This window comes from Alteromonas sp. ABD4_190, from assembly GCF_056160105.1.
Map to the genome: position 1 here is coordinate 1,079,513 of NZ_JBSWWN010000001.1, position 23,429 is coordinate 1,102,941.

The 23,429-nt window shown below is 44.4% G+C and carries 21 protein-coding genes; 10 read left to right on the forward strand and 11 right to left on the reverse strand.

Annotated elements, in window-relative coordinates; translation table 11 throughout:
* Positions 1–60 precede the first annotated feature (60 nt).
* Together ACXAFM_RS04770 and yaaA are read right to left on the reverse strand one after the other, a co-directional pair.
* Positions 61–414: an RNA recognition motif domain-containing protein gene (locus ACXAFM_RS04770; RefSeq protein WP_474827377.1), complete on the reverse strand. Its 354-nt coding sequence runs from the start codon at positions 412–414 to the stop codon at positions 61–63.
* Positions 415–458: 44 nt separating this feature from the next.
* The gene (gene yaaA, locus ACXAFM_RS04775; RefSeq protein ID WP_474827379.1) at positions 459–1,235 is read right to left on the reverse strand and encodes a peroxide stress protein YaaA; all 777 of its coding nucleotides are present in this window, start codon (positions 1,233–1,235) and stop codon (positions 459–461) included.
* 382 nt (positions 1,236–1,617) lie between these two features.
* Here yaaA and tal point away from each other — a divergent pair, with 382 nt between their 5' ends.
* The 3 genes from tal to ACXAFM_RS04790 all read left to right on the forward strand — a co-directional run bounded on the left by tal (position 1,618) and on the right by ACXAFM_RS04790 (position 4,778).
* Complete coding sequence (tal, locus tag ACXAFM_RS04780; protein ID WP_039226298.1) at positions 1,618–2,577, forward strand: transaldolase; 960 nt, start codon at positions 1,618–1,620, stop codon at positions 2,575–2,577.
* 14 nt (positions 2,578–2,591) lie between these two features.
* Positions 2,592–4,241, forward strand: a complete 1,650-nt coding sequence (pgi, locus tag ACXAFM_RS04785; protein ID WP_474827381.1) for a glucose-6-phosphate isomerase — start codon at positions 2,592–2,594, stop codon at positions 4,239–4,241.
* A gap of 360 nt (positions 4,242–4,601) precedes the next feature.
* Positions 4,602–4,778, forward strand: a complete 177-nt coding sequence (locus ACXAFM_RS04790) for a DUF3545 family protein (protein ID WP_012519516.1) — start codon at positions 4,602–4,604, stop codon at positions 4,776–4,778.
* 74 nt (positions 4,779–4,852) lie between these two features.
* Here the strand turns inward: ACXAFM_RS04790 and ung are convergent, their stop codons facing one another.
* From ung to ACXAFM_RS04820, 6 genes are all read right to left on the reverse strand, one after another.
* Entirely contained in the window at positions 4,853–5,524 is a 672-nt protein-coding gene (gene ung / locus ACXAFM_RS04795; protein WP_474827383.1) for a uracil-DNA glycosylase, read from the reverse strand.
* Positions 5,524–6,807, reverse strand: coding sequence for a threonine synthase (thrC, locus tag ACXAFM_RS04800; RefSeq protein WP_474827385.1), 1,284 nt, complete (start codon positions 6,805–6,807; stop codon positions 5,524–5,526). Before thrC ends, ung begins: the two co-directional genes overlap by 1 nt.
* Before the next feature lie 137 nt (positions 6,808–6,944).
* Complete coding sequence (gene thrB, locus ACXAFM_RS04805; protein WP_474827387.1) at positions 6,945–7,889, reverse strand: homoserine kinase; 945 nt, start codon at positions 7,887–7,889, stop codon at positions 6,945–6,947.
* 121 nt (positions 7,890–8,010) lie between these two features.
* Positions 8,011–10,476, reverse strand: a complete 2,466-nt coding sequence (thrA, locus tag ACXAFM_RS04810) for a bifunctional aspartate kinase/homoserine dehydrogenase I (protein ID WP_474827389.1) — start codon at positions 10,474–10,476, stop codon at positions 8,011–8,013.
* Between the two features lie 378 nt (positions 10,477–10,854).
* Positions 10,855–13,404: an excinuclease ABC subunit UvrA gene (locus ACXAFM_RS04815; RefSeq protein ID WP_474827391.1), complete on the reverse strand. Its 2,550-nt coding sequence runs from the start codon at positions 13,402–13,404 to the stop codon at positions 10,855–10,857.
* Positions 13,405–13,485: 81 nt separating this feature from the next.
* Positions 13,486–14,364 (reverse strand): LysR substrate-binding domain-containing protein, encoded by an 879-nt coding sequence (locus ACXAFM_RS04820; RefSeq protein WP_474827393.1) that lies wholly within the window; start codon positions 14,362–14,364, stop codon positions 13,486–13,488.
* 190 nt (positions 14,365–14,554) lie between these two features.
* Between ACXAFM_RS04820 and ACXAFM_RS04825 the strand changes: the two genes are divergently transcribed.
* A complete protein-coding gene (locus tag ACXAFM_RS04825) occupies positions 14,555–15,712 on the forward strand; it encodes an S-(hydroxymethyl)glutathione dehydrogenase/class III alcohol dehydrogenase (RefSeq protein WP_474827394.1) in 1,158 nt (385 codons plus the stop codon).
* Positions 15,713–15,800: 88 nt separating this feature from the next.
* On the opposite strand, the gene ACXAFM_RS04830 is transcribed toward ACXAFM_RS04825, so the two are convergent.
* Positions 15,801–16,436 (reverse strand): carbohydrate binding domain-containing protein, encoded by a 636-nt coding sequence (locus ACXAFM_RS04830; protein ID WP_474827396.1) that lies wholly within the window; start codon positions 16,434–16,436, stop codon positions 15,801–15,803.
* A gap of 413 nt (positions 16,437–16,849) precedes the next feature.
* Between ACXAFM_RS04830 and ACXAFM_RS04835 the strand changes: the two genes are divergently transcribed.
* From ACXAFM_RS04835 to arsB, 5 genes are all read left to right on the forward strand, one after another.
* A complete protein-coding gene (locus ACXAFM_RS04835) occupies positions 16,850–17,530 on the forward strand; it encodes a protein-tyrosine phosphatase family protein (RefSeq protein WP_474827398.1) in 681 nt (226 codons plus the stop codon).
* A gap of 128 nt (positions 17,531–17,658) precedes the next feature.
* The gene (locus tag ACXAFM_RS04840) at positions 17,659–18,012 is read left to right on the forward strand and encodes a metalloregulator ArsR/SmtB family transcription factor (protein ID WP_474830514.1); all 354 of its coding nucleotides are present in this window, start codon (positions 17,659–17,661) and stop codon (positions 18,010–18,012) included.
* A 130-nt stretch (positions 18,013–18,142) separates the two neighbouring features.
* On the forward strand, positions 18,143–18,610 hold the full coding sequence (locus ACXAFM_RS04845; protein WP_474827400.1) for an arsenate reductase ArsC: 468 nt from the start codon (positions 18,143–18,145) through the stop codon (positions 18,608–18,610).
* Positions 18,611–18,675: 65 nt separating this feature from the next.
* Positions 18,676–19,359, forward strand: a complete 684-nt coding sequence (arsH, locus tag ACXAFM_RS04850) for an arsenical resistance protein ArsH (RefSeq protein WP_474830516.1) — start codon at positions 18,676–18,678, stop codon at positions 19,357–19,359.
* A gap of 23 nt (positions 19,360–19,382) precedes the next feature.
* Entirely contained in the window at positions 19,383–20,423 is a 1,041-nt protein-coding gene (arsB, locus tag ACXAFM_RS04855; RefSeq protein WP_474827402.1) for an ACR3 family arsenite efflux transporter, read from the forward strand.
* A gap of 1,028 nt (positions 20,424–21,451) precedes the next feature.
* On the opposite strand, the gene ACXAFM_RS04860 is transcribed toward arsB, so the two are convergent.
* Together ACXAFM_RS04860 and ACXAFM_RS04865 are read right to left on the reverse strand one after the other, a co-directional pair.
* Positions 21,452–22,099 carry a GNAT family N-acetyltransferase gene (locus tag ACXAFM_RS04860; RefSeq protein ID WP_474808347.1) on the reverse strand — a complete coding sequence of 216 codons (648 nt, stop codon included), beginning with the start codon at positions 22,097–22,099 and terminating at the stop codon, positions 21,452–21,454.
* 226 nt (positions 22,100–22,325) lie between these two features.
* On the reverse strand, positions 22,326–22,691 hold the full coding sequence (locus ACXAFM_RS04865; RefSeq protein WP_179982590.1) for a DUF3192 domain-containing protein: 366 nt from the start codon (positions 22,689–22,691) through the stop codon (positions 22,326–22,328).
* Positions 22,692–23,064: 373 nt separating this feature from the next.
* Here ACXAFM_RS04865 and ACXAFM_RS04870 point away from each other — a divergent pair, with 373 nt between their 5' ends.
* On the forward strand, positions 23,065–23,376 hold the full coding sequence (locus tag ACXAFM_RS04870; RefSeq protein ID WP_474827405.1) for a hypothetical protein: 312 nt from the start codon (positions 23,065–23,067) through the stop codon (positions 23,374–23,376).
* The last annotated feature ends 53 nt before the right edge of the window (positions 23,377–23,429 follow it).

A 23,429-nucleotide genomic window follows, 5' to 3' on the forward strand; every position in this document is an offset into this window, starting at 1 on the left:
ATGAAGGTTGAGCGCTGACAACACTCGTTGTCAGCGCTTGTCAATTATATTCCCTCAGTATTACTCGGGGTCGTTTTCACGAGCAGAGTTATTGCGAGAAGCACTTCCCCATACATCTTCGGGAATGTCTCTTTTTGGCGCTGGCGCACTAGCTATAGCTTCAGCCTGCTTCTTCTCTTGATTTGACCACTTAACACGAATTTTCTTACCGTCGATAACTTTGGCGTTAAGTTTTTCAATGGCTTTATCGGTTTCTTCTTGCGTGCTCATTTCTACGAAACCAAAGCCTTTAGATAAGCCAGAAGCCTCATCCATCACCAAGTCGCACGACGCTATGGTGCCAAACTCGAAAAACAAGTCTTCAAGATTTTCCTGAGTAAATGTCTTAGGTAAATTACGAACTAAAATGCTCAAATTTATGTCCTACTTTTTAGGTGATTATGGATGAACGGGTGTTTTTAACTTTCTTGGTTACGCAGAAACACAAGTTCCGTTGATGAACTTTGTTCTTCGCTAAACACATAGCCATCTACGTCGAAGTTTTTCAGACCTTCTACGTCTTCTACACGGTTTTCAAGAATATAACGCGCCATTAAACCACGAGCTTTCTTCGCAAAGAAACTGATAATTTTATACTGACCATTCTTGCAGTCTTTAAACGTTGGCGTAATGATCATGCCATCTAAAGACTTTTTCTTCACTGCTTTAAAGTACTCATTTGAAGCAAGGTTGATCAACACATTGTCACCCTGTGCTTCTAATGCCTTATTTAGCACATAAGTAATGCGATCATCCCAAAACGCATACAGGTCTTTACCTTCAGGGTTTGCTAATTTAGTGCCCATTTCTAAACGATAAGCCTGCATCAAATCTAGTGGGCGAAGCAATCCATATAGCCCAGACAAAATTCGAAGATGCTTTTGCGCATATTCGACTGTTTCGCTATCGAGCGAGTAAGCATCTAATCCAGTGTATACGTCGCCGTTAAAGGCATACATCGCTTGGCGTGCATTGTCAGGAGTAAACGGCGTAGAAAACTCAGCAAAACGGTTGGCGTTCAATGTTGCTAACTTATCGCTTATCTTCATCAGCGATGATAAGTCAGCAGGCGATAAGGTGCGGCAAACTTCCATTAAACGTTCAGTGTCTTCAAGCATGGCAGGCTGAGTGAACTGACTCACAGGAACTTCGCTTTCAAAATCTAGGTTTTTTGCTGGGGATACTACAACTAACATTTCGACTCCTTAATTTTCACGCCCGTATTGTACCACCTGATACGCTTGAAAAAGCAAAATGGCATATAAAAGACGCAAATTGGCTTAACAGAGAAAACCGATTAGCGAATTTGTCATTATTCAATGTATGAATTGTCACACGGGTTTGATATAAATAGCAGTACAAAAGAATATTCAAACAATAAGTCAGATGCATCTCCTAGATGTTTGTCTTGATGACCAAAGCGCTAAATTTTTTTTGCCTCGTTCCTTAGTGGAATACGTATTTTGCAAAAAGAAAACAAAAGCGCGAAGCCCTACACACGCGCAAGCGAATCGTTTTATTCAACTGGCTTTTCCAGCGAGTTGTACAAATTTATTTTGATAAAGAACAGAGAGAATTATGAGCAATCAGTTAGCTTCATTACGTGATATCACTACCGTTGTTGCCGACACGGGCGACATCGATGCCATTAAAAAGTATCAACCAGTCGATGCCACAACTAACCCGTCGCTACTTTTAAAAGCGGCTGGTCTTCCTCAATATGCAAGCCTAATTGATGATGCTGTAGCATGGGCAAAACTTCAGTCAAACGACGCTGACCAACAGTTAACTGATGCTGCAGACAAACTAGCAGTGGCCATTGGTAAAGAAATCTCTGCAACTATTCCAGGCCGAATCTCAACTGAAGTAGACGCACGCCTATCGTTCGACACTGCCGCCACTATCGAAAAAGCAGAGCGTTTGGTTCAGCTATACGAAGACGCGGGTATCGATAAGTCACGCATTCTTATTAAAATTGCGTCTACTTGGGAAGGTATCCAGGCAGCAGAGGAACTAGAGAAGAAAGGCATTCAGTGTAACTTAACGCTTTTATTTAGCTTCGCCCAGGCACAAGCTTGTGCAGAGGCCGGTGTTTATCTTATCTCTCCATTTGTAGGGCGCATTTTAGACTGGTACAAAAAAGCGACCGGTACTGAGTCATACGCACCAGATGAAGATCCAGGCGTAGTATCTGTAACTAAAATTTACAACTACTACAAAGACCACGGCTACAATACCGTAGTGATGGGCGCAAGCTTCCGTAACATTGGTGAAATTCAAGCGTTGGCAGGTTGTGATCGTCTAACCATTAGCCCAGCACTGCTAGAAGAACTGGCAAACGAACCTGGCGATCTAGAGGTTAAACTTAAAGACAATGGCGCTACAAAAACACCAGGTGACCGCTTAACAGAAAGCGAATTCCGCTGGGCAATGAACGAAGATGCAATGGCAACCGAAAAGCTGTCCGAAGGCATCCGCAACTTTGCCGCAGATCAGGAAAAACTTGAAACCATGCTTCGCGAAAAACTAAGCGCGTAAGGGCTATTGAAACAATGAGTGTTTTAACTTCTCTTCCTGAATGGAAAAAGCTATCTGAACTTGCTGCAACGGTAAAAGATGCCCACATGCGCGACTGGTTTGCACAAGATGCAAATCGCGCGGACAAGATGCAGCTTGAAGCCTGCGGTATTTTTCTTGATTACTCGAAAAACCGTGTAAATGATGACGCGCTTAAAGGACTTTTCGACCTCGCTCGAGCGTGCAAACTAGAAACCCTTCGCGACGCGATGTTTTCTGGTGAGCAAATTAACTCAACCGAAGGCCGCGCGGTGCTGCATACTGCGCTTCGCAACTTCTCTGACCGTAAAGTAATGGTAGACGGCGAAGACGTAATGCCTGAAGTGCATGCTACGCTTGCCAAAATTGAAGCGTTTACAGCGTCAGTTCACAGCGGTGAACACAAAGGTTATACCGGCAAGCCTATCAAGCACATTGTGGCAATTGGTATTGGTGGTTCGTTCCTTGGTCCTAAGATTATGACCGAGGCACTTAAGCCGCATACGGTTGATGCCGTGAAAGTTCACTTTGTTGCTAACGTTGACGGTTGCCACATTCACGATGTGCTATCTAGCGTAGATTTTGAAGAAACTTTGGTGGTCATGTCATCAAAGTCGTTCTCTACACAAGAGACGCTTCAAAATACGCTTACGGCTAAAGACTGGTTCTTAAAGTCTGGCGGTACACAAGAAGATATCGCTAAACACTTTGTAGCTGTGTCTTCAAACGTTAAAGCAGCCACCGAGTTTGGTATTAGCGCCGACAATATTTTCCCTATGTGGGATTGGGTAGGCGGTCGTTACTCACTGTGGTCTGCCATTGGCCTGCCTATCTCGCTAGCCCTTGGGTTTGAAAACTTCAAAGGCTTGCTTGACGGTGCGTTTGAGATGGATACCCATTTCACCACTGCACCACTTGAAGAAAACATGCCTGTATTGCTTGCGTTGTTAGGCGTTTGGTACAGAAACTTTTTCGATGCACAGTCGCATGTTCTATTGCCTTATTACCACTATCTTCGTGGCTTACCAGCTTACGTACAGCAGTTAGATATGGAAAGTAATGGTAAAGAAGTGACGCAAGAAGGTGAGCACGTAGACTACCCTACTGGCCCAATTATTTGGGGTAGTGAAGGTACAAACGGCCAGCATAGCTTCCATCAGCTTATTCACCAAGGTTCTGGCGTTATCCCAGCAGACTTCATGTTGCCACTTAACGTACCTAACCAAGATGACACGCATCACGCTATGCTTGCGTCCAACTGTTTTGGTCAGACCCAAGCGCTAATGCAGGGTAAAACCTTTGAAGAGTGTTATGCAGACCTTGACGGTAAAGGCCTAGACGACGTAGAGCGCAAACGCTTGGCCGCTCACAAAACCATGCCGGGTAATAAGCCTAGCAATACTTTCTTATTCGACAGCCTTACGCCTAAAACACTTGGCGCGCTGGTTGCAATGTATGAGCATAAGGTATTCGTTCAGGGTGTTATCTGGAACCTTAACTCATTCGACCAATGGGGCGTAGAGTTAGGTAAAGTACTAGGAAACCAAGTACTTGCAGGCATTCAAGGCGAAGCAGACAAAGATAATTTCGACGCTTCAACACAACAATTGATTGCCAAATTCAGAGCAGCGAATGCACCAAAATAAGGAATGCGAGGTGATTTAAAATCACCCACTTGGTGCAAATAACAAACTGAACGGCTAGCTTTTTCGGAAGCTAGCCGTTTTTTGTTGCGGTTTTCATCGACTATACGACAGACATTTTTGATTTCCGTATCACTGTACAATTGATTACTAATAAAACAAATAGGATCAAATACATACAGTTATTGTTTACGCTTTAAACACACTGTTCTTCCTTACCCTTGTCATCATATCGTCACAATTTGTTAATAAAAGGTAAACTAAACTATTTTATTTTAGTTGCGGCTGTGATACAAAATTGTACAGAGGGAATTAAAAACAAAAACTCTGTATTAGTTGTAGTGGTATAAAAAGGAGATCCCAGTGGATAAATCAGATCTATTTGCCATGCTAGACATCGAAGCAAGCCCAGCAAAAACCAAAAGCAAAAAACGTAAGTGGAGAGAAATCGAAGCGCTACAAGATCGCTACAAATTAGAAAAAGAACTGGCCGAACTCGACTGTGGGTTCGAGTACGAGCTAGAAACACTGGAAAGATAAAACAAAGGCCGCCTGTTACACAGGCGGCCTTTTTACTTTCTAGTGTGCTTTAGATACTTAGCCTAAAGCTAATACTATACCTGCCAATTGATGGGGTCTTTGCCCTTTTCAATAAGATATTGGTTAGCTTGGCTGAAGTGTTTGCAACCTAAAAAGCCTCTGTGTGCTGAGAGTGGCGATGGATGAGGTGCATGTAAGATTAGGTGTTTTTCACGGTCTATGTGCTTGCCTTTCTTTTGCGCATGGCTTCCCCAAAGAAGAAACACAACGTTTTGGCAGTGCTCGTTGACCACATCGATAACCTTATCGGTGAAGGTTTCCCATCCCCATTTCGCGTGGCTATGCGCTTTGCCCTGCTCAACGGTCAATACGGTATTAAGTAGCAATACCCCTTGCTCCGCCCATGACGTCAGCGTGCCGTGATTAGGCTCGGTGAAACCAACAATATCGGTCAATAGCTCTTTGTACATGTTTTTAAGCGATGGAGGCGTTTTAACACCCGCTTTTACCGAAAAGCAGAGACCATGGGCTTGATTAGGCCCATGGTAAGGATCTTGACCTAAGATCACGACTTTAACTTCATCTAGCGGTGTGTATTTAAGTGCATTGAATACATCAGGCTGAGGCGGGTAAATAACGCTTCCCGACTCTCGCGCATGCTTCACGCGCTCAAGCAATTCAACAAAATAGTCTTTTTGCTTTTCATCACTAAGCGCGCTTTGCCATGTTGGAACCGATGGTGTCATTACTTAAGCAAATCCATCATGTGCTGTTTAAGCGCATCGTAAGAAGCAGGTAAGTCTACCGCTAGGCTGTCTTCGCCCGCTACGTCAGCCAACGCTTTAGGTAGGCTAATAGGATTACCTAACACGTTTTCTACTGTCTCTCTGAACTTAGCTGGGTGGGCCGTTCCTAAGAACAAGCCTATTTCACCCTCTTCTAAGTCGTGACTTACTGCGCGATAGGCAATAGCGGCATGTGGCTCGCTGGTATAGCCCTGCTGCGCTAGTTGACGCATTGCAAGCTGCGTATATTCTTCGTCAACCATCTCTCCTTTAAGACACGATTTGTCGATATAACCACGCTCTATAAGCGCCTCAATACGAGGCCAGTTGTTTGGCTGACTAACATCCATCGCGTTAGACATAGTTGCAACAGTTGCTTTAGGATCCCACTCGCCAGTTTTAAGGTAGCGAGGCACAGTATCGTTTAGGTTAGTTGCAGCGATAAAACGCTTAATAGGTAGACCCAAAGATTTAGCAATCATGCCTGCGGTCAGGTTACCAAAGTTACCGCTAGGAACTGATATAACAAGCTGATCGCGCTTCTCTTTAGGCAGCTGACTTACCGCTTCAAAGTAGTAGCAAACCTGCGCTAGTAAACGGCTGATATTAATTGAGTTTGCTGAGTTTAGATGAAGACCTTCGCGTACATCAGGATCATCGAATGCAGTTTTAACCAACGACTGGCATGCATCAAAGTCAGACTCTACTGCAACAGTGTGAATGTTACCGCCAAGCGTGGTGAATAGCTTTTCTTGTAGCGCGCTGATCTTGCCTTTAGGGAACAAGATAACCACATTGATGTTTTCAATACCGTGGAATGCATGAGCTACAGCCGCGCCAGTATCACCTGAGGTCGCGGTTAAAATAGTTACTGGCTTGCCCTCGCTAATACGCGACAGGGTTTGCGCCATGAAACGGCCGCCGAAATCTTTAAACGCCAGCGTTGGGCCGTGGAAAAGCTCTAGGCAGTACACGTTATCGTTGACCTGCTCGACTGGCGCACCAAAAGCGAATGCCGTTTTAACAATTTCTTCTAGTTCGCCATTGTTCAGTTCATCGCCGATAAGCGCGCGAAGTACTTCAATACTGCGCTCTACAAATGGCTTTTCTAACAATTCGTCAATGTTATCTAGGGTCGGAATATGCTCTGGAAAATAAAGCCCTTGGTTTTTGCCTAAGCCACGCTTAACGGCTTCAGCAAAATTTGCTGTGTCCGATGAATCTTTTAAATTTACCAATTCCACTTGCTGTTACCTTTTTATGTGGGCAAATACTCTGCCCTTTAAATCTTTTAAAAATCACTGTGCTTTTACAAGTTACTACGACTTTAAGAAATCATGTACCTTAAAGAAACCATGTACCTTTGAGAAATCATGTGCTTTTAACAAATAATAGTACCTTGGCTTGGTATTTGGCACACATGGCTAAAGCCGTCTTCATTTTGAATGTAGTTCGCGGTTAGATATGTTGCGACTTCTTCCGCTTGCGCCTTACTTGGACATACAGCAAACACCGTTGGCCCCGAGCCCGAAATGCCGAATGCAAGCGCCCCCGTTTGCTCACTGAATGCACGCGCTTCATCAAAGCCAGGCAGTAGCGATTTTCTGTAAGGTTCGGCTATAACATCGTTCATTACCGACGCTGCCAAATCAAAGTTCCCCGCATGTAAAGCGTGAACAAACACGCCTAACTGTCGACCAAAGGTTAGCGCCGTCGCCATATCCACCTGCTTTGGCAAGATATCGCGAGCAGCCGCTGTCGATACGCTAATACCCGAATAACAAACGGCATAGTACCAATCGTCGTTCAAAGGCAATGATAGCGTGACCGGCACGTTGCTACCCGTCATTAGCGTCATGCCTCCCAAGTAGCACGGTGCTACGTTATCGTAATGCACGCTGCCACTTATTTGGCCTTCTAGCTCGCCCATCATTATAAGCAATGTATCTTCATCAAACGGGTTGTCAAAGAAAGCATTAAGCGCTGCGAAAGCTGCAACGATTGAACTAGCACTCGAGCCTAAGCCACTTCCAATAGGCAAGTTTTTGTGAAGGGTCAGAGCTACAGGAGAAGTCGGTTTTCCAGACTTTTCCATTTGCTCACAAAAGTAGTGGTAGCACTTAGTGACGATATTGCTATCTGCATCGCCAGGAAGTTTGTGAGCAAAGCGTCCGACGGTTTCTAACGAAAATGATTCTGCCGCTTTTATTTCAACTTCATCACCAAGCTTAGTGCCGTCAACTGGGGCAAGCGCTGCGCCCAATACATCAAAGCCTAGGCTTACATTTCCAATTGAAGCTGGCGCAAAGGCCGTTAATGCTTTCATATTATTTCTCTTACTTCGCATGCAACTTAACGCGATAAATCACTGGCCTAAGTCGCAGCTTCGAATTTCTTACTTTAGCCGCTTATTAACTATGTTAAGCAAGCTAAGCGTTATTTAGCCCTTAGTGCGCCATTTGTTTCCACGGCATAGTGCGCAGAATGTCAGCAAACACCCCTGCTGCCGTTACCGTACCACCCGCACCGTACCCTCTGATTACATAAGGGATTGGGCTGTAGTAATCGCTGTTAATAGCCAGTGCGTTTTCGCCATCTTTTACCTGTGAAAGCGGGTTGCTTGCTGGTACAGCCTGGACGCTTACTTTGCATTTTCCGTCTTCAATGCTGCCGATATAGCGAAGGACTTCACCTTCTGCCTTTGCCGCCTCAACTTTTTCATTCATCGCAGCATCTAACTCAGGAAGCTGGCGCATAAATTCGTCGATAGAACAGTCTTCTGCAAATCCCGCTGGCAGTACCGACTCAATTTCAATGTCAGATAGCTCTAACGCTAAATCGGCTTCACGGGCCATAATAAGTAGCTTACGCGCTACGTCCATGCCGCTTAAATCGTCGCGAGGGTCTGGCTCTGTAAAACCGTTTTCTTTGGCGGTTTGCGTCGCTTGCGACAAGCTCATGCCCTCTTCAAGCTTGCCGAATACGTAAGATAGGCTGCCTGAAAGAATACCTTCAAAACGGTGAAGCACATCACCTGCGCTGAATAGTTTTTGTAGGTTATCGATAACAGGAAGGCCCGCACCTACTGTTGTCTCATATAGATATTGGCGGTTTGTAGTGAGTGCCGTTTTACGCAGCTTACGGTAGTAAGACATAGCGGAAGTATTAGCCTTTTTATTAGGCGTTACTACGTGAAAACCGCTTTCCATCATATCTACGTATTGCTGTGCAATCGCTTCGTGACTGGTACAGTCAACAATCACCGGGTTCACCAGACTATTGTCGTTAGCGAACTGATGTAGACGTTCAACACTCAATCCTTCGCTTGCCGATTCAAGTGCAGATTTCCAGTCACCACTTAAATCAATACCTTGGCTGTTCAACAGCAATTTACGGCTATTTGCTATACCGTAAACGCGCAGCTGAATATTACGTTTTAAAAGTGCTGGCTGTTGTTTTTCAATCTGACCTAGCAGTTCAGTGCCTACATTGCCACACCCTACTAGGAACACGTCGATGGTATGGCGGTCAGAGAAAAAATTCTGGTGAATGACTTTTACTGCTTTCTTAGCACGCTTACTTTCAATTACCGTTGAAATAGAGCGCTCTGAAGAGCCCTGAGCAATAGCAACGTTGTTTACTCGCGCTTGGGCTAGCGAGTTAAAGAAACGCGCTGCCAACCCTTTGGTTTGACGCATACCATCACCAACCAAAGTAACAATGGCCAGGTCATGACGTACTTCGATAGGGTCTAGCAATTGGTTTTGAAGCTCAAGCGCAAAGGCATCTTCAAGTAGCGTTAACGCCCGGCTGGCGTCTTTGCTTTGAATACAGAAACTGATTGAGTATTCTGACGATGACTGAGTAATAAGGCTTATTGAAATATTGGCGTTAGACATCACCTCAAATACACGACTTGCCATGCCAACCATGCCTTTAAGACCAGGCCCTGCAACGTTGAACATGGTGACGTTATCAAGCTGCGAAATACCTTTCACCGACGTCCACACTTCGCTTTTCTCATTACTGATTAGCGTACCAGGCGCTGCCGGGTTTAAGGTATTTCTTATCAAACAAGGGATGTGGTGCTGTGCAATTGGGCCGATAGTTTTAGGGTGAAGTACTTTTGCGCCAAAGTAAGACAGTTCCATCGCTTCTTGATAAGTAAGTTTATCTAGCAGTACTGCACCTTCCACTTGGTTCGGGTCAGCGTTGTAAACACCGTCTACGTCTGTCCAAATTTCACAACAGTTTGCATCAATACACGCGGCTAGAATGGCCGCCGAATAGTCTGAACCGTTGCGCCCAAGCGTGACTTTTTCGCCCGCTTCGTTAGCCGCCACAAACCCCGGCATGACAAGAAACTCACTGCCGTCAGTGGGCACATCTGAAAAACGTGCCTTACTTAGCGATACGTCGGCAATACTGTCTAGATAATCGCCCTCAGCAAGTACATATTTAACTGGGTCGATAACGCGGTTTGCAATACCTTTAGCCGATAGCATAGCGCTAAAAAGCGTCACCGAGATGTACTCACCAATACTTAGAATACCGGCAGCAACGTTGTCTGGCGCAACTCCGAGAAGTTTTATGCCTTCAAGGTGCTGTTTTAATACTGATAAGTGACCAGCAATAAATTCCACCACGCTTGCGTGCTCAAACCCGTCGAACTCATTGTTAAGGTCGTTGGCAATGCCGGTAACCGTATCGTTCAACTTATCGAATAATGGCTGGAAATCTTCACCCGCGGCTGCTTGTTCACAAAGTAGTGAAAGCGCGTTCGTCACCCCTTTTGGGGCAGAAAGTACAACCGCAGCACCGTCGGTTTGGTGGGTTGCCGTGCTAATTTCCATAACGCGCATGTATCGCGGTGCATCGGCTAGAGAAGAACCCCCAAACTTTAAGACTTTCATATGCTGCTCCTTAAGGTTACGCATGCTAAAACGTGTGTAAAAAAAAGCCCGCTCTGTGTTAGGCGGGCTTTCGTTGTCTTTTGCTTACTTGCACTAGTCAGCGACCGCCCTTTTTAAGGTGGTAATTAACATAATGGTGGTGCGAGTAAGTAGAATCTTTTTCATACAAGCAATTTGCCGTATAGACGTCTATAAGTCAACCGCAGTTTTCACCACACTGTATTGCAAAATATGAAACACTCTTTAACTAATATTTCTTTTTAAGGTACAAACAGGAAATTAAGCAATTTCTTAACTGGCTTGCTAGTACTCTAATAGCTTTAAAACCTGCTTATTTCTGTAGTCATTCAAACAGAACTCATCCATTGAAAACCTACTTTATTCCAAACTCGCCTTCAAAAATGGGGCTGTTGCACTTTGTTGAACCTTAGCAACCTCCTCTGGGCTACCTTCAGCAACGATTTCTCCTCCCTCATCAGCAGCGCCTGGCCCCATATCTATAATGTGATCGCAAGCCCCAGCCACCTGCATATTATGCTCAACCATCACTACCGTATTCCCTGCTTCAACTAAGCTGGTTAAATGCTGCATAAGTAGCGAAGTGTCTGAAAGGTGTAAACCGGTTGTAGGTTCATCAAGGACGTATAGGGTATTAGCATTTTGAGCGCGCTTAAGTTCTGATGCTAATTTAATACGCTGCGCCTCGCCGCCTGATAATTCGGTGGCACTTTGCCCCAAGGTTAGATAGCCAAGCCCTACGTTCATTAGCGTTTGAAGGCCCCGCGTAATGACTTGATTACTATTGAACACAGATAGTGCTTCTTCAACCGTAAGCGATAATACATCAGCGATAGAATGTTCGCTGTAACCAACTTCCAGTACGTTATCGTTAAAGCGCTGACCGTTACAAACGGTACAGGGGGAATAAACACTCGGCATAAACAGTAGTTCTACCGATACCACACCCAAGCCTTCACAATGTGGGCATCGTCCTTTTGCAACGTTAAACGAAAAATGACCCGCATCGTACCCACGGGCTTCCGCTTCTTCGGTTGAAGCAAATAAACTTCTGATTTGATCAAATATGCCGGTATAGGTTGCCAATGTTGAACGAGGTGTCCTGCCGATGGGAGACTGATCGACCACAACTATACGACTTAACTCATCAAGCCCGCTTTCAATAAAGCCTTGCTGCGGCTCACTTTCGTCTAAAAACGTGTCTTGAGCGAGAAGATAGTTGGCGTCGGTAAGCAGTTCTTTCGTTTTTCTCGTCTCTTTCGTTTCTTTCGCTCGCTTCTCTTCTTTCTCGACTGGACTTAAACCGTCTTTGACTAACTCAACTAATGCTTGGCTAATTAAACTCGACTTTCCAGAGCCTGAAACGCCTGTAACACAGGTCATCACACCAAGTGGAATATCAATATCAACATGGCTGACATTATTCCTAGACACGTCTTTTAAACGCAATACCCCTGATGATTTCAGCTTTATACGCTGGCTTAGGGCTTTATTGTTAAAAACATAGTCTGCCGTTGGGGAGTTTTTTATGCTTGCTAAATTCTTAACCGGCCCACTATAGACAAGCTTACCTCCGTTCACTCCCGCTTTCGGTCCTACATCTACAACCCAATTGGCCCCTTTAATGACGTAAGGATTGTGCTCAACAACAAGCAACGAATTTCCCGTTTCGGTAATATTGTGAAGCGCATGAATAAGCCCTTCTACATCGCGAGGGTGAAGACCTGATGAGGGTTCATCCATCACAAAGACAACGCCAAATAAGTTTGATTTAAGTTGTGTCGCCAGACGCAACCGCTGTAGCTCACCTACTGAGATACTTGTTGTACTTCTATCTAACGAAAGGTAATGAAGGCCAAGCGCTATTATGGGCTTCACTCTTTCAATAATGTCGCCCGTAATATTGCGTATTACCTGACCACGCTCTGAAGTATCGCCTTTGACTGAATTTTTTAACGCCTGAAGCTTTTCGTAAACTTGCTGTAGTGGCAGCCTTGAAAAATCAATAATATCTAAGCTATCAATTTTTACTGCCAGCGCATTTTGCTTAAGCTTTTTTCCACGGCAAACAGGACATGCTTCAACAGATATAAAGGGAGCAATTCGCTGCTTCATCTTCTCTTTTTGAGACGTTTTGAAGGTATCGAGCACATGACGTCGCGCGCTGATAAACTTGCCATTGTAGCTGGCAGGTTCGCCCTCTCGCTGTGCTTTTCGGGTTTGCGCTAGGTTATAGTTTCGGTATACAGGTAACTGAGGCATATCGTCGGTGTATAAGATCCAGTCACGCGTTTTTTGAGGCAGTTCACGCCATGGAATATCAACATCGATATCTAGCGATAACAGTACCCTTACTAGGTTTTTGCCCTGCCACGCACCAGGCCAAGCTGCCACAGCGCCCTCACGTATGGTGAGACTGTCGTCGGGTACAAGGCGATGAGCTTCTGTGTCAAAAACTTTTCCAATACCGTCACAGTGTTCACATGCTCCTTCAGGCGTATTAGGAGAAAACCCGTCTGCGTAGACAATGTTCTGCCCTTTGGGATAATCCCCTGCCCGGGAATAAAGCATTCGCAGGCTATTAGAAAGCGTGGTGATACTGCCAACGGAAGAACGAACGGAAGGTGCGCCACGGCGCTGATGCAGGCCCACAGCAGGCGGTAATCCCTCAATCGCGTCTACGTCAGGTTTCTCCACCTGCTCAATTAGCCGTCTGGCATAAGGTGATATTGAATCTAAATAACGATGCTGAGCTTCTGCGTAAAGCGTACCGAAAGCCAAAGAGGATTTTCCTGAGCCAGAAACACCGGTAAACATCACCACTTCATTTCGCGGTATATCGATACTGATATTTTTTAAGTTGTGTACTCGAGCGCCGCGTACGTGAATTTTTCCCTCATCATTGTGCACTTCATCACCTGCATATCACCTTTATTAAAGAATATTTAGATACAGGCGCTGTATTTCGATCACTATTTTTGCGAGGGCGCTTCAACTGTCTGAAACAAGGTGTTGAGCTAAAAAATCCACCAGCAGCCTAATTTTAGGTGCAACATTTCTGTTTGAAGGAAATACCGCCCAAATAGCCTCTTGCTTGTCTTTGTACTCGGGAAACAGCTCTATTAGCTGACCTGAGGCTAGTGCTTTACGCACGTAAAACCCGGGCAGTTGTGCAATACCTAAACCAGCAATTGCGGCGCTACACAGGGCATTCCCGCTGTTATACCGAACCCTTCCCTGCACTGGAATTGATTGAATTTTATTATCAATAAGTAAACGCCAATAGGGCTGTGACCCCACCAGCAGCGAGTGCGCTTTTAACTCTTCAATACTTTTAGGCTGTCCTTGCTCGTTAAAATAATCCCTACTTCCGCAAACAAATAAATGTCGGGTAGCCAGCTTTTTAGCAACCAAGGTAGAGTCTTCTAATTTGCCAATGCGTATAGCCAGATCGAGGCCTTGCTCGACAATATCAAGCTTTTCATTTGAAAAGGTGCATTGCACACTAATGCCGGAATACTTTTGCATAAAGGTATTGAGCAAAGGCGCGATGAAGGCTTCGCCGAAAGCGACGGGCGCGGTAAGCTTAATTAATCCTTGCGGCGATGCTTGCAGTGCGCTCACCGCTAGCTGGGCATCTTCGAGCGCTTTTAGAGCAGGCATTGCCTGCTGGAAGTATTGCATGCCCGCTTCTGTGAGGGATACGCTTCGCGTTGTGCGCTGTAATAGCTTAACGCCTAGCTGCTTTTCAAGTGATGCGACTTTACGGCTTATCTGCGCAACTGACGTATCAAGCTTATTTGCAGCCCCTGTAAAATTGCCAACATCAGCTACGGCACAAAACTCTGCGATTCCCTCTAGATATTTCATTATCGCCACTCGTTAGTTTAGCGTTGTTCAACACAGCGCTGGTTTATTTAAGTACATTCTATTTTGCCAAATCAATTATTACAATTATGAAAAAGTGTTTTACTTAAAATGTATTTATCATTAGTAATCCGTCTCCTATACTTTGGCCTATAAAACATCATCAAAATATTTATGATTGAGGAGTCATTACATGGCGTCATTCAAAGATTCGTTGCAAGAAGGTCAAACCCACATTAAATCAAAAGCTGCGGTGGCGTGGGGCCCAGGTGAGCCGTTAAAGATGGAAGAAGTTGACGTAGAGCTTCCTAAGAAAGGCGAGGTACTTGTACGCATTGTTGCGACGGGCGTGTGCCACACTGACGCATTTACGCTGTCCGGTGATGATCCTGAAGGCGTATTCCCTTCAATTCTTGGCCACGAAGGTGGTGGTATTGTTGAAATGGTGGGCGAGGGCGTTACCAGTGTAGAAGTTGGCGACCACGTTATCCCTCTTTATACCGCCGAGTGTGGCGAATGTAAGTTCTGTAAATCAGGTAAGACTAACCTTTGCCAAGCAGTGCGCGAGACGCAAGGTAAAGGCCTAATGCCAGATGGCACAAGTCGTTTTTCTAAAGATGGCGAGCCAATTTATCACTATATGGGCTGCTCAACGTTTTCTGAGTACACAGTTCTACCTGAAATATCGCTAGCGAAAGTAAACAAAAATGCGCCGCTAGACGAGGTTTGCTTGCTTGGTTGTGGTGTAACTACGGGTATGGGTGCTGTACTTAAAACTGCAAAAGTACAGGAAGGCGACACGGTTGCTATTTTTGGCCTAGGTGGAATTGGTCTATCAGCCATCATTGGTGCACGTATGGCAGGCGCAGGTCGCATCATTGGTATCGATATTAATGAAAGCAAGTTTGACCTAGCAAAACAGCTTGGCGCAACTGACCTAGTCAATCCTAAGAATTTCGACAAGCCTATTCAGGAAGTGATTGTTGAAATGACTGACGGCGGCGTTGATTACTCATTTGAATGCATTGGCAACGTGAACGTTATGCGCTCTGCGCTTGAATGCTGCCACAAAGGTTGGGGTGAATCAGTAATCATCGGTGTTGCAGGCGCAGGACAAGAAATTTCAACGCGTCCATTCCAGTTAGTAACAGGTCGTGTATGGCGCGGCTCTGCGTTTGGTGGAGTTAAAGGTCGCTCAGAGCTACCAGGAATTGTTGAACAATACCTAAATGGTGATTTTGGCCTTCAAGAGTTTATCACTCATACCATGGGCCTTGATGAAATAAACGAAGCCTTTGATTTGATGCATAAAGGCGAAAGCATCCGCTCTGTTGTGCATATGGATAAATAAGCGTTAGAACCAAAGCGCAGATATTTTTTGAATGTAAAACAAAGGCCCGCATAAATGCGGGCCTTTCGTATATATCATATATGTAAAGCTACTTGGTTCCTTTGCGTCTCATCAATGCAAAAGCCGATAGAGGTAATAATATTGCTAAGCTTGCTGGTTCAGAAACAGAAACGCTGGAAACGCTCGCGGTAAAGCTAGGCGCTGCAGTTACCACGATATCGTCAACAAAATTGCCATAGGTTCCGGTATTAATGGTAGAGAAGCGAATGGTAGTTAGAGCAGTTTGTGCAACAAAATCACCGTAGAACTCAGACCAGCTTTTAATGGCATGGTCATCAAACACCTGACTGTATAAAACGCTATTGGTATCACTAAGTATGTCTAACTGGAAACTTTCTCCACTGCGTCGTGCTGCATAGGCAAATGACACATCGTAAGTATTTCCGGCCTCAGTAGAAAAAGTCTGAAAAATAGAATATCGACCGCCGTTTCCATTAGCATTTAGTTCAGCGTATTGGCTACCATCAAAAGCGTTTAAACGTTGAAAGTTATCCCATAACTCCATATTCGTGCCGCTCCAACCCTCTACGGTTCCAGCGGTAAAGGCTTTCCAGCTGTTACTTCTGATATCGTTATTTTCAAAACTACCATTTAATATCAAGTTAGCATGAGCGGACGTACTCACACCTAAAACTAAAAATAGAACTGTTAACCACTTGCTCATGTACTTCTCCAAAACCACGCGCGATTCTATGAGTATAGTTTATCATAGTGGTCCAACCTGTGTATCTTATTCTTTAGCATGTCGTATAAAAGTGTAACTAAATAATCCCCTGCTCTAGTGCCTTGAGCACTGCCCTCCTTCTAACCCTCACGTCAGTATTTGATCTTCAACTGAAATAAAGCACCTTCTTTGAAGCCTAAGGCGGTAAAAAGTTGAGGCCTTACCCCAAAATCTAACGGCTGTTATCTCTATCCCACTGTTTGGTCTTGTTTACCTTTACTTAAAATCAAAGGTCAACTAGCCCTAATTACAAAAGGGTGGCTTTACCGTTTGGACAACACGCAATCAAGTGTGTAACGTAAGACGTGGCAACATTGCCACCTTTAAACAGTGTCAACATTGAGCGCTAAATTATGAAAAAGCCCCAGCCAGCAGTAGATACAAGAATGAAAAAGTCACTATCGTTTAAAAAGCCTACATTTAGTTTTACTGTTACCGCTGCTTGTATCGGTCTAGGGCTAGGTTTAAGTGCACCTGTGAACGCTCACGCTACAGCATCGAAAACAAGTGCCGACACGCAGGTTGAGACCACACCTACCCTTTCAACGCTCACTAACTACCAAAAAAACGCGCCCTTTATGTATTCTTCAGGCTTGCCTGATGCCTCTCATCTTTCTTTGTTAAAAGAGGAAGGGGTAACACACGTTATAGATTTGATCCCAGGAAATCGAGCGAGTGAGATTTTAACTACCTCAGAATTAGGACTCGACTACTTTAATGTGCCCGTTGATTGGGAAGGCCCAACGCTCGCTAACTTTTTAAATTACGCGGCATTTATGCAAAGCGTAGATGTTAAGGAAGACAAGGTACTCACCCACTGTAAACTGAATTGGCGGGGTGCTGCTTTTACCTATCTTTATAGAATTAACGTACTGGGCGAAAGTGAACAAAATGCTAAAAAAGACCTTATGGCTATTTGGCACCCGAACCCGACATGGTACGCCTTTATGAACGAAGTTATCATTCACTACAATGGGGTAAACGGCAAACAAGTAGCGATGTCGTTTGAGGCCGCCGTTCCTGAAAGCCAATAGATTTAAGCACTTCCTTAATTAGCTTTTAAACCACTTCATTCCTATTACACATATATGAAATTTCAGATGCGTTATTGACATATACGGAATTTCATATACGATACATCACATACGAAATTTCATATGTGATGATTTTTATGTCGATTTGTTGTGAACCTGCGCAGATAGCGCCCTTAACATTTTTCAAATGCCTGTCGGAAGACACTCGCTTAAAGACGCTACTAATGCTTAGCGTAAAAGGCGAGTTATGCGTGTGCGATCTCACCGATGCGCTCCAACTAAGCCAGCCAAAAATTTCACGTCATCTTGCAGATTTACGAAAATGCGGTTTAGTGCTCGATACCCGTAAGGGCAAGTGGGTGTATTACCAACTTCATCCTGACTTGCCTGCTTGGGCGCTAGACGTTATCAAAAACACTGCGTCGAATAATAGTGCATACATTGGTGAGCCATTAGCGAATTTGTCCTGCGAAAATTGCTAACGCTCACTTACTTTGATGTACATCACGAAGGTGATTGCCCTTAGCACATTGCAAGCGGCTTACTTTTTAACTTTTTCAACTTTTTGATAGCTAACTAAAGTAGCTTCAGCCATTTAAATAAGGTTTTTATATGAAGATTTTATACATTTGTACGCACAACCGTTGCCGCAGTATTCTTTGCGAGGCCATCACTAATGCCTCTAACGGTAATGTAGAAGCGCGCAGCGCGGGCAGTCAGCCTGTCGGTGAAGTTCACCCTCTCTCTCTTAAATACCTTGCAGAGCGCGGATTTGAGACCAACGGGCTTCAAAGCCAATCGTGGGATGAATTTGAAGATTATAACGCTGACCTCGTTGTAACCGTTTGTGATTCAGCGGCGGGTGAATCATGCCCCGTTTATTTCGGCAAATCGCTTAAGGTGCACTGGGGCTTAGAAGACCCGTCTAAGTTAGAAGGTAGCGAACAGGAAAAAGCTGAAGCATTCAACAACACCATCAATATTATTGAAAAGCGTGTAGCGGCATTAGCAGAGCTTGCTGAGAAAAACTTAGATAAAGCAGCGCTTAAAGAGGCGCTATCAAAATTAGGCGCCCAGTAATGAGCAAAGGTCAATCAATGGAACAGGAAATAACAACAGCTGAAAGCCCCTCTGATAACGCGGTAATGGAGCAAATGCACAAACCCATTATGGCTAACTTTGCAGCAAGGTTTTCAGACCACAAGCCGCGCATTTTATTGCTTTACGGCTCACTTAGAGAACGCTCTTATAGCCGCCTAGTTATAGAAGAATCAGCCCGATTGCTTGAATACTTTGGTGCAGAGGCCAAAATTTTTGACCCGCGCGGTTTGCCGCAGCCTGATACTGAAGATGAGTCACACCCAAAAGTTAAAGAACTGCGCGAGCTTATGTTGTGGTCTGAAGGCCAAATTTGGTGTTCGCCAGAGCGTCACGGTAGCATGACCGGCATCATGAAAAGCATGATCGACTGGGTACCGCTTAGCCTTGGTGGCGTGCGCCCTACTCAAGGGAAAACGCTGGCCATTATGCAGGTATCAGGCGGTTCACAATCGTTTAATGCGGTAAACCAGATGCGCATTTTAGGCCGCTGGATGCGCATGTTAACCATCCCTAACCAGTCTTCTGTTGCAAAAGCGTTTCTAGAATTTGAAGACGATGGTCGCATGAAACCATCACCTTACTACAACCGAATTGTAGACGTAGTTGAAGAACTGGTGAAATTCACATTGCTTACCCGCGACAACAAAGACTTTTTAGTTGATCGCTATTCTGAGCGCGTTGAAAGCGCAGACGAAGTGAGCAAGCGCGTTAATCAAAAATCGTTGTAAAATTAAGACAAAGGTGAGTAGAGATGGGTTTCTTTGAACGTTATTTATCAGTGTGGGTAGGTCTTTGCATTATTGCAGGGGTCGGCCTAGGCTATGCCATGCCGGGTGTATTTGCGTCTATTGCGGCGCTTGAATATGCCCACGTAAACCTTGTAGTGGCAGTACTTATTTGGCTAATGATATACCCAATGATGGTACAAATAGACTTTGGCTCTATTAAAGATGTGGGTAAAAAGCCGAAGGGCCTAGTGCTAACGCTTGTGGTTAACTGGCTTATCAAACCTTTCAGTATGGCGCTTTTAGGCTGGCTATTCTTTAAAGGCATTTTTGCCGACTGGGTAGACCCGCAAACCGCCACTGAATACATTGCGGGCATGATCTTACTGGGTGTAGCACCGTGCACTGCCATGGTTTTTGTGTGGAGTCACCTTACCAAAGGGGATGCTAATTACACCTTAGTTCAGGTATCAATTAACGACCTTATTATGGTCGTTGCCTTTGCACCGCTTACCGCCATGCTGCTTGGTGTGACAGACATCACGGTTCCTTGGGACACTCTGCTACTTTCTGTAGCACTCTATGTGGTATTGCCGCTGGTAGCGGGTTATGTAACGCGCCGCCAATTGGAAAACAAAAACAACAGCGTGCAGAAAACAGGTTTAGGAAACAACGCGGTTGACGCACTAGTAAGCAAATTTAAGCCTTTCTCAGTAATTGGGTTGCTTCTCACTATTGTTATTTTGTTTGGTCTGCAGGCCGAAACTATTTTATCGCAGCCGCAAGACATCGTGCTTATTGCAATACCGCTACTAATACAAACTTACGGTATTTTTGCCATTGCTTACTTTGCGGCAAAACGTATGAAACTGCCGCATAATATTGCAGCACCTGCATGTATGATTGGTACATCGAACTTTTTCGAGCTGGCGGTCGCCGTAGCCATTTCACTATTTGGTTTGCACAGCGGCGCAGCACTTGCCACTGTGGTCGGCGTATTAGTTGAAGTGCCCGTTATGCTTTCGCTAGTGTGGTTTGCAAACAAAACGCGCCACTGGTTTGACTGAGCGCTATATAATACCGGTCCGTATAGATCCTTACCCACTCAACGCGATTTAATATGTTCGTAATCACAGCGTTTTAGGGTAGGTATAGTGCTTGTACATCAAGGTGACACACCAAGGAGTACGAACATTGCAAAAAAAAGGGGAACCTGACGGCTCCCCTTTTTCCTGGAATTTTGAGTATCCTTCTCCGCGATCCTTTGCGACTAAAATCTTCCCGATTAAAATCCGTATACGCCCCTTTCCATCTACTCTCGCGACTTCCTGTGCGAGCTACACTTCCATGCGTAGGTCCCTTTCCTTTTTTCCTTTGTTACTGCACATCCTGCATGCAGTGTTCCTCATCCTGAGGCTGTCCATGTCAGACTCCGCTGACCTTCCCTTCCTTCGTCCTTTATTTGCTGCACATCCTGCTACAGCTTTCCTAATCCTTTAGCATGTCCCTCTTTCATCCTTGGTTTGCTCGTCCATGCAAACTAGAAATTCCTTACAAGCCGCCTTGCCCTTGGCTCCTTGCCACTAGCTCCCTGCTAGCTTTGTCCTTATCCATGCTACGTCCTGTCTGTGACATTCCTATCACACTTACCGTCCATGAAATCCGTTCGTTCCCTTCAGTCCTTTGTCACTTCCTTGTTTCGCAATTCCCTACTGCGTCCCTTCCTTTTACTCACAACCTTGTGAGAATCTCTTCCTTAAGTTGTCCTAATTTATTCCATTAATGAATTTCTGACTCAATCCCTGACTCGTCGTGTTTCCTTGTGACATGTTCATAGTATCCCTTCCAAATATTACCGCCATATTGAATTACAGAGATTTAAGAAAAGTTTTTGTACGACTTTTGGCTAACAAGAAAAAAGCCTTATAAAACAAGGGTTATATACTTTAGTATGAATAACTCTTTCATAATTTAGGTAAGATCACTCACAGCATTTGTAGGACATGTCTTACAAACGCTGTAGTAAATTTGGCGTAAAGATTGGAACTGTTTATGGCGATATTCTGTTAGGGGCATTACTTTGAATAAAAAAGTATCACTTCTGTCTGAACATGACTTCCCCCTGAACGTGGGAAAGGCTTAGTTGTCCAACAACCTGGTAGTTATCGTCGTTAAAAAACGTACGATGTTTATCTACAGTCACAAATACCGAAACGCCTTCGCTTTTGTCGTCCTCTTCGACAACACTATCGATGGCGCCTAGCAATATATGCCCGAGACCGTGGTGTTGATAATCAGGATGCACCGCAATAAAACTCAGCATATGGAAATTATCTGCAGGTACTAGCGCTCTTACTTTCTCTTCTTTTTCCAGCATTTGTTTGGTGCCGAACAAACCTGCGGTTAGCAGCATTCTCAATCGCCAGTGCCAGTAACGCCCTGCACCAAAAGCCGCATCCGGTGCGGTAAGGCATGCCACCGCAATCAATCTATCGTCGTCAAATAAACCAATCATGGGCTGTTCTGCCACCCAAAATGCGTTAAGTTCCTCGCGAATGGCTGACCGAAGGCGACTTTCATAACCTTCTTTTTCCGCCTGAAAGATATCGATGAATAGTGGGTCATCAACATACGCATTGTAAAGTATAGATGCGGCAACTTTGAGATCGTCGACTGAAAGGTAAATCGCTTTGACAGTGTCTTGCAAGGGGGCTAACGCGTTGTTGTGGGCATCGGTGTTCATAGGGGCTCCATGTACGCAAAGCTGTTTAGTTGTTTTTACTAAACTCGGTAAAAGTTCGGTAAAATAAGAACAAGTGGTCAACACGGCACTCACTTTATCTTCGCGCCATCACCCACTCACACTGTCTAAACATTAGCCTACTTGAAAACCCCTTTCATGTTAACTTTTAATTAACATTTAACTTTTCGGCAATTTTTACATCGCTATACATTCGCTAAATCACAAATTAGTGCATTAGGCTGTATGCGCTATCGCCCCACCCTACTAAGCTGCTATTTCTAAAAACAAGGGGCGTACACTCATCTTTCGTCGTTATACCATCGCCCATTGTTTTTTGGGTGCGGTAATATAGTACGCGATATGTTCCGTCTTGCTTTTCAAACAGTTCGTTAAAGTCTGCAACGCCCATTTTTCTTAAAACACTTTCATAGCTCGTGCCCGTCTCAAGATTTGCGATATGTTTGCGGTTATTAAACTCTCTATCTTCCCAATCTGCGCCATAGTGGCTATCTGACCCGCCCCCTACAGATACGACACAGCCAGAAAGCAAAACAGAAGATGCTAAAGCTACAGAAAGAAGAACCGTTTTCATGTGAATTCCTTAAATATGTGTGTTGTTTTTTATTTTTAAATTAAGAGCCTAATGGCCTTTCAGTTGCAAACCTTACAAATGCAAACATTGTCGATACTTATAACCATGCAGAGTATTACTCTTACTATGTGAATCGACACTGAATGCAATGCACCGTTTATTTTTCATCCACTTAATGGTGTGAACAAACGTGATTCAAAACTAAGTAAACAAGAATAGTACCAAAAGCATATCCTCTTGATTTATATTGACTTTATCTTACGGCCAACTTTTTCACATCTAAAAAATAGCGAAATCAGTAACTTATTAGTGAATTTGACTATGTGAACAAGCTACACTGGCTATATTCGCGATCTACAAAAATTTTACTCTTATGTCTAATTCGAACTTACAGCAACTGCACGTTTTATGTCTTCAAATGTATCAGGAAGGCAAAACGCCAACGGTAGGCATTTTAAGGTCTAAAGCCCCATTTAAGGTGTCAGTAACAGAAGCTATTGAAGCAATTAAACGATTCAATGCACATAGGCCTCAGCTCGACGCCACCGGCAAAGAAGCCCAATCTGCACAAAGTACTTCGTTAAATACACACCGACCAGACAGCCTTCAAACCCGTGTGGAAACATTAGAAAAGGAAGTTGCTGAATTAAAACAGGCATTACTTAAATTGATGAATGCTCAGTAAACACTAATGCGAACAAAGAAAGTAGTGAGTGTTTGTAGGTAGGTTATATAAAG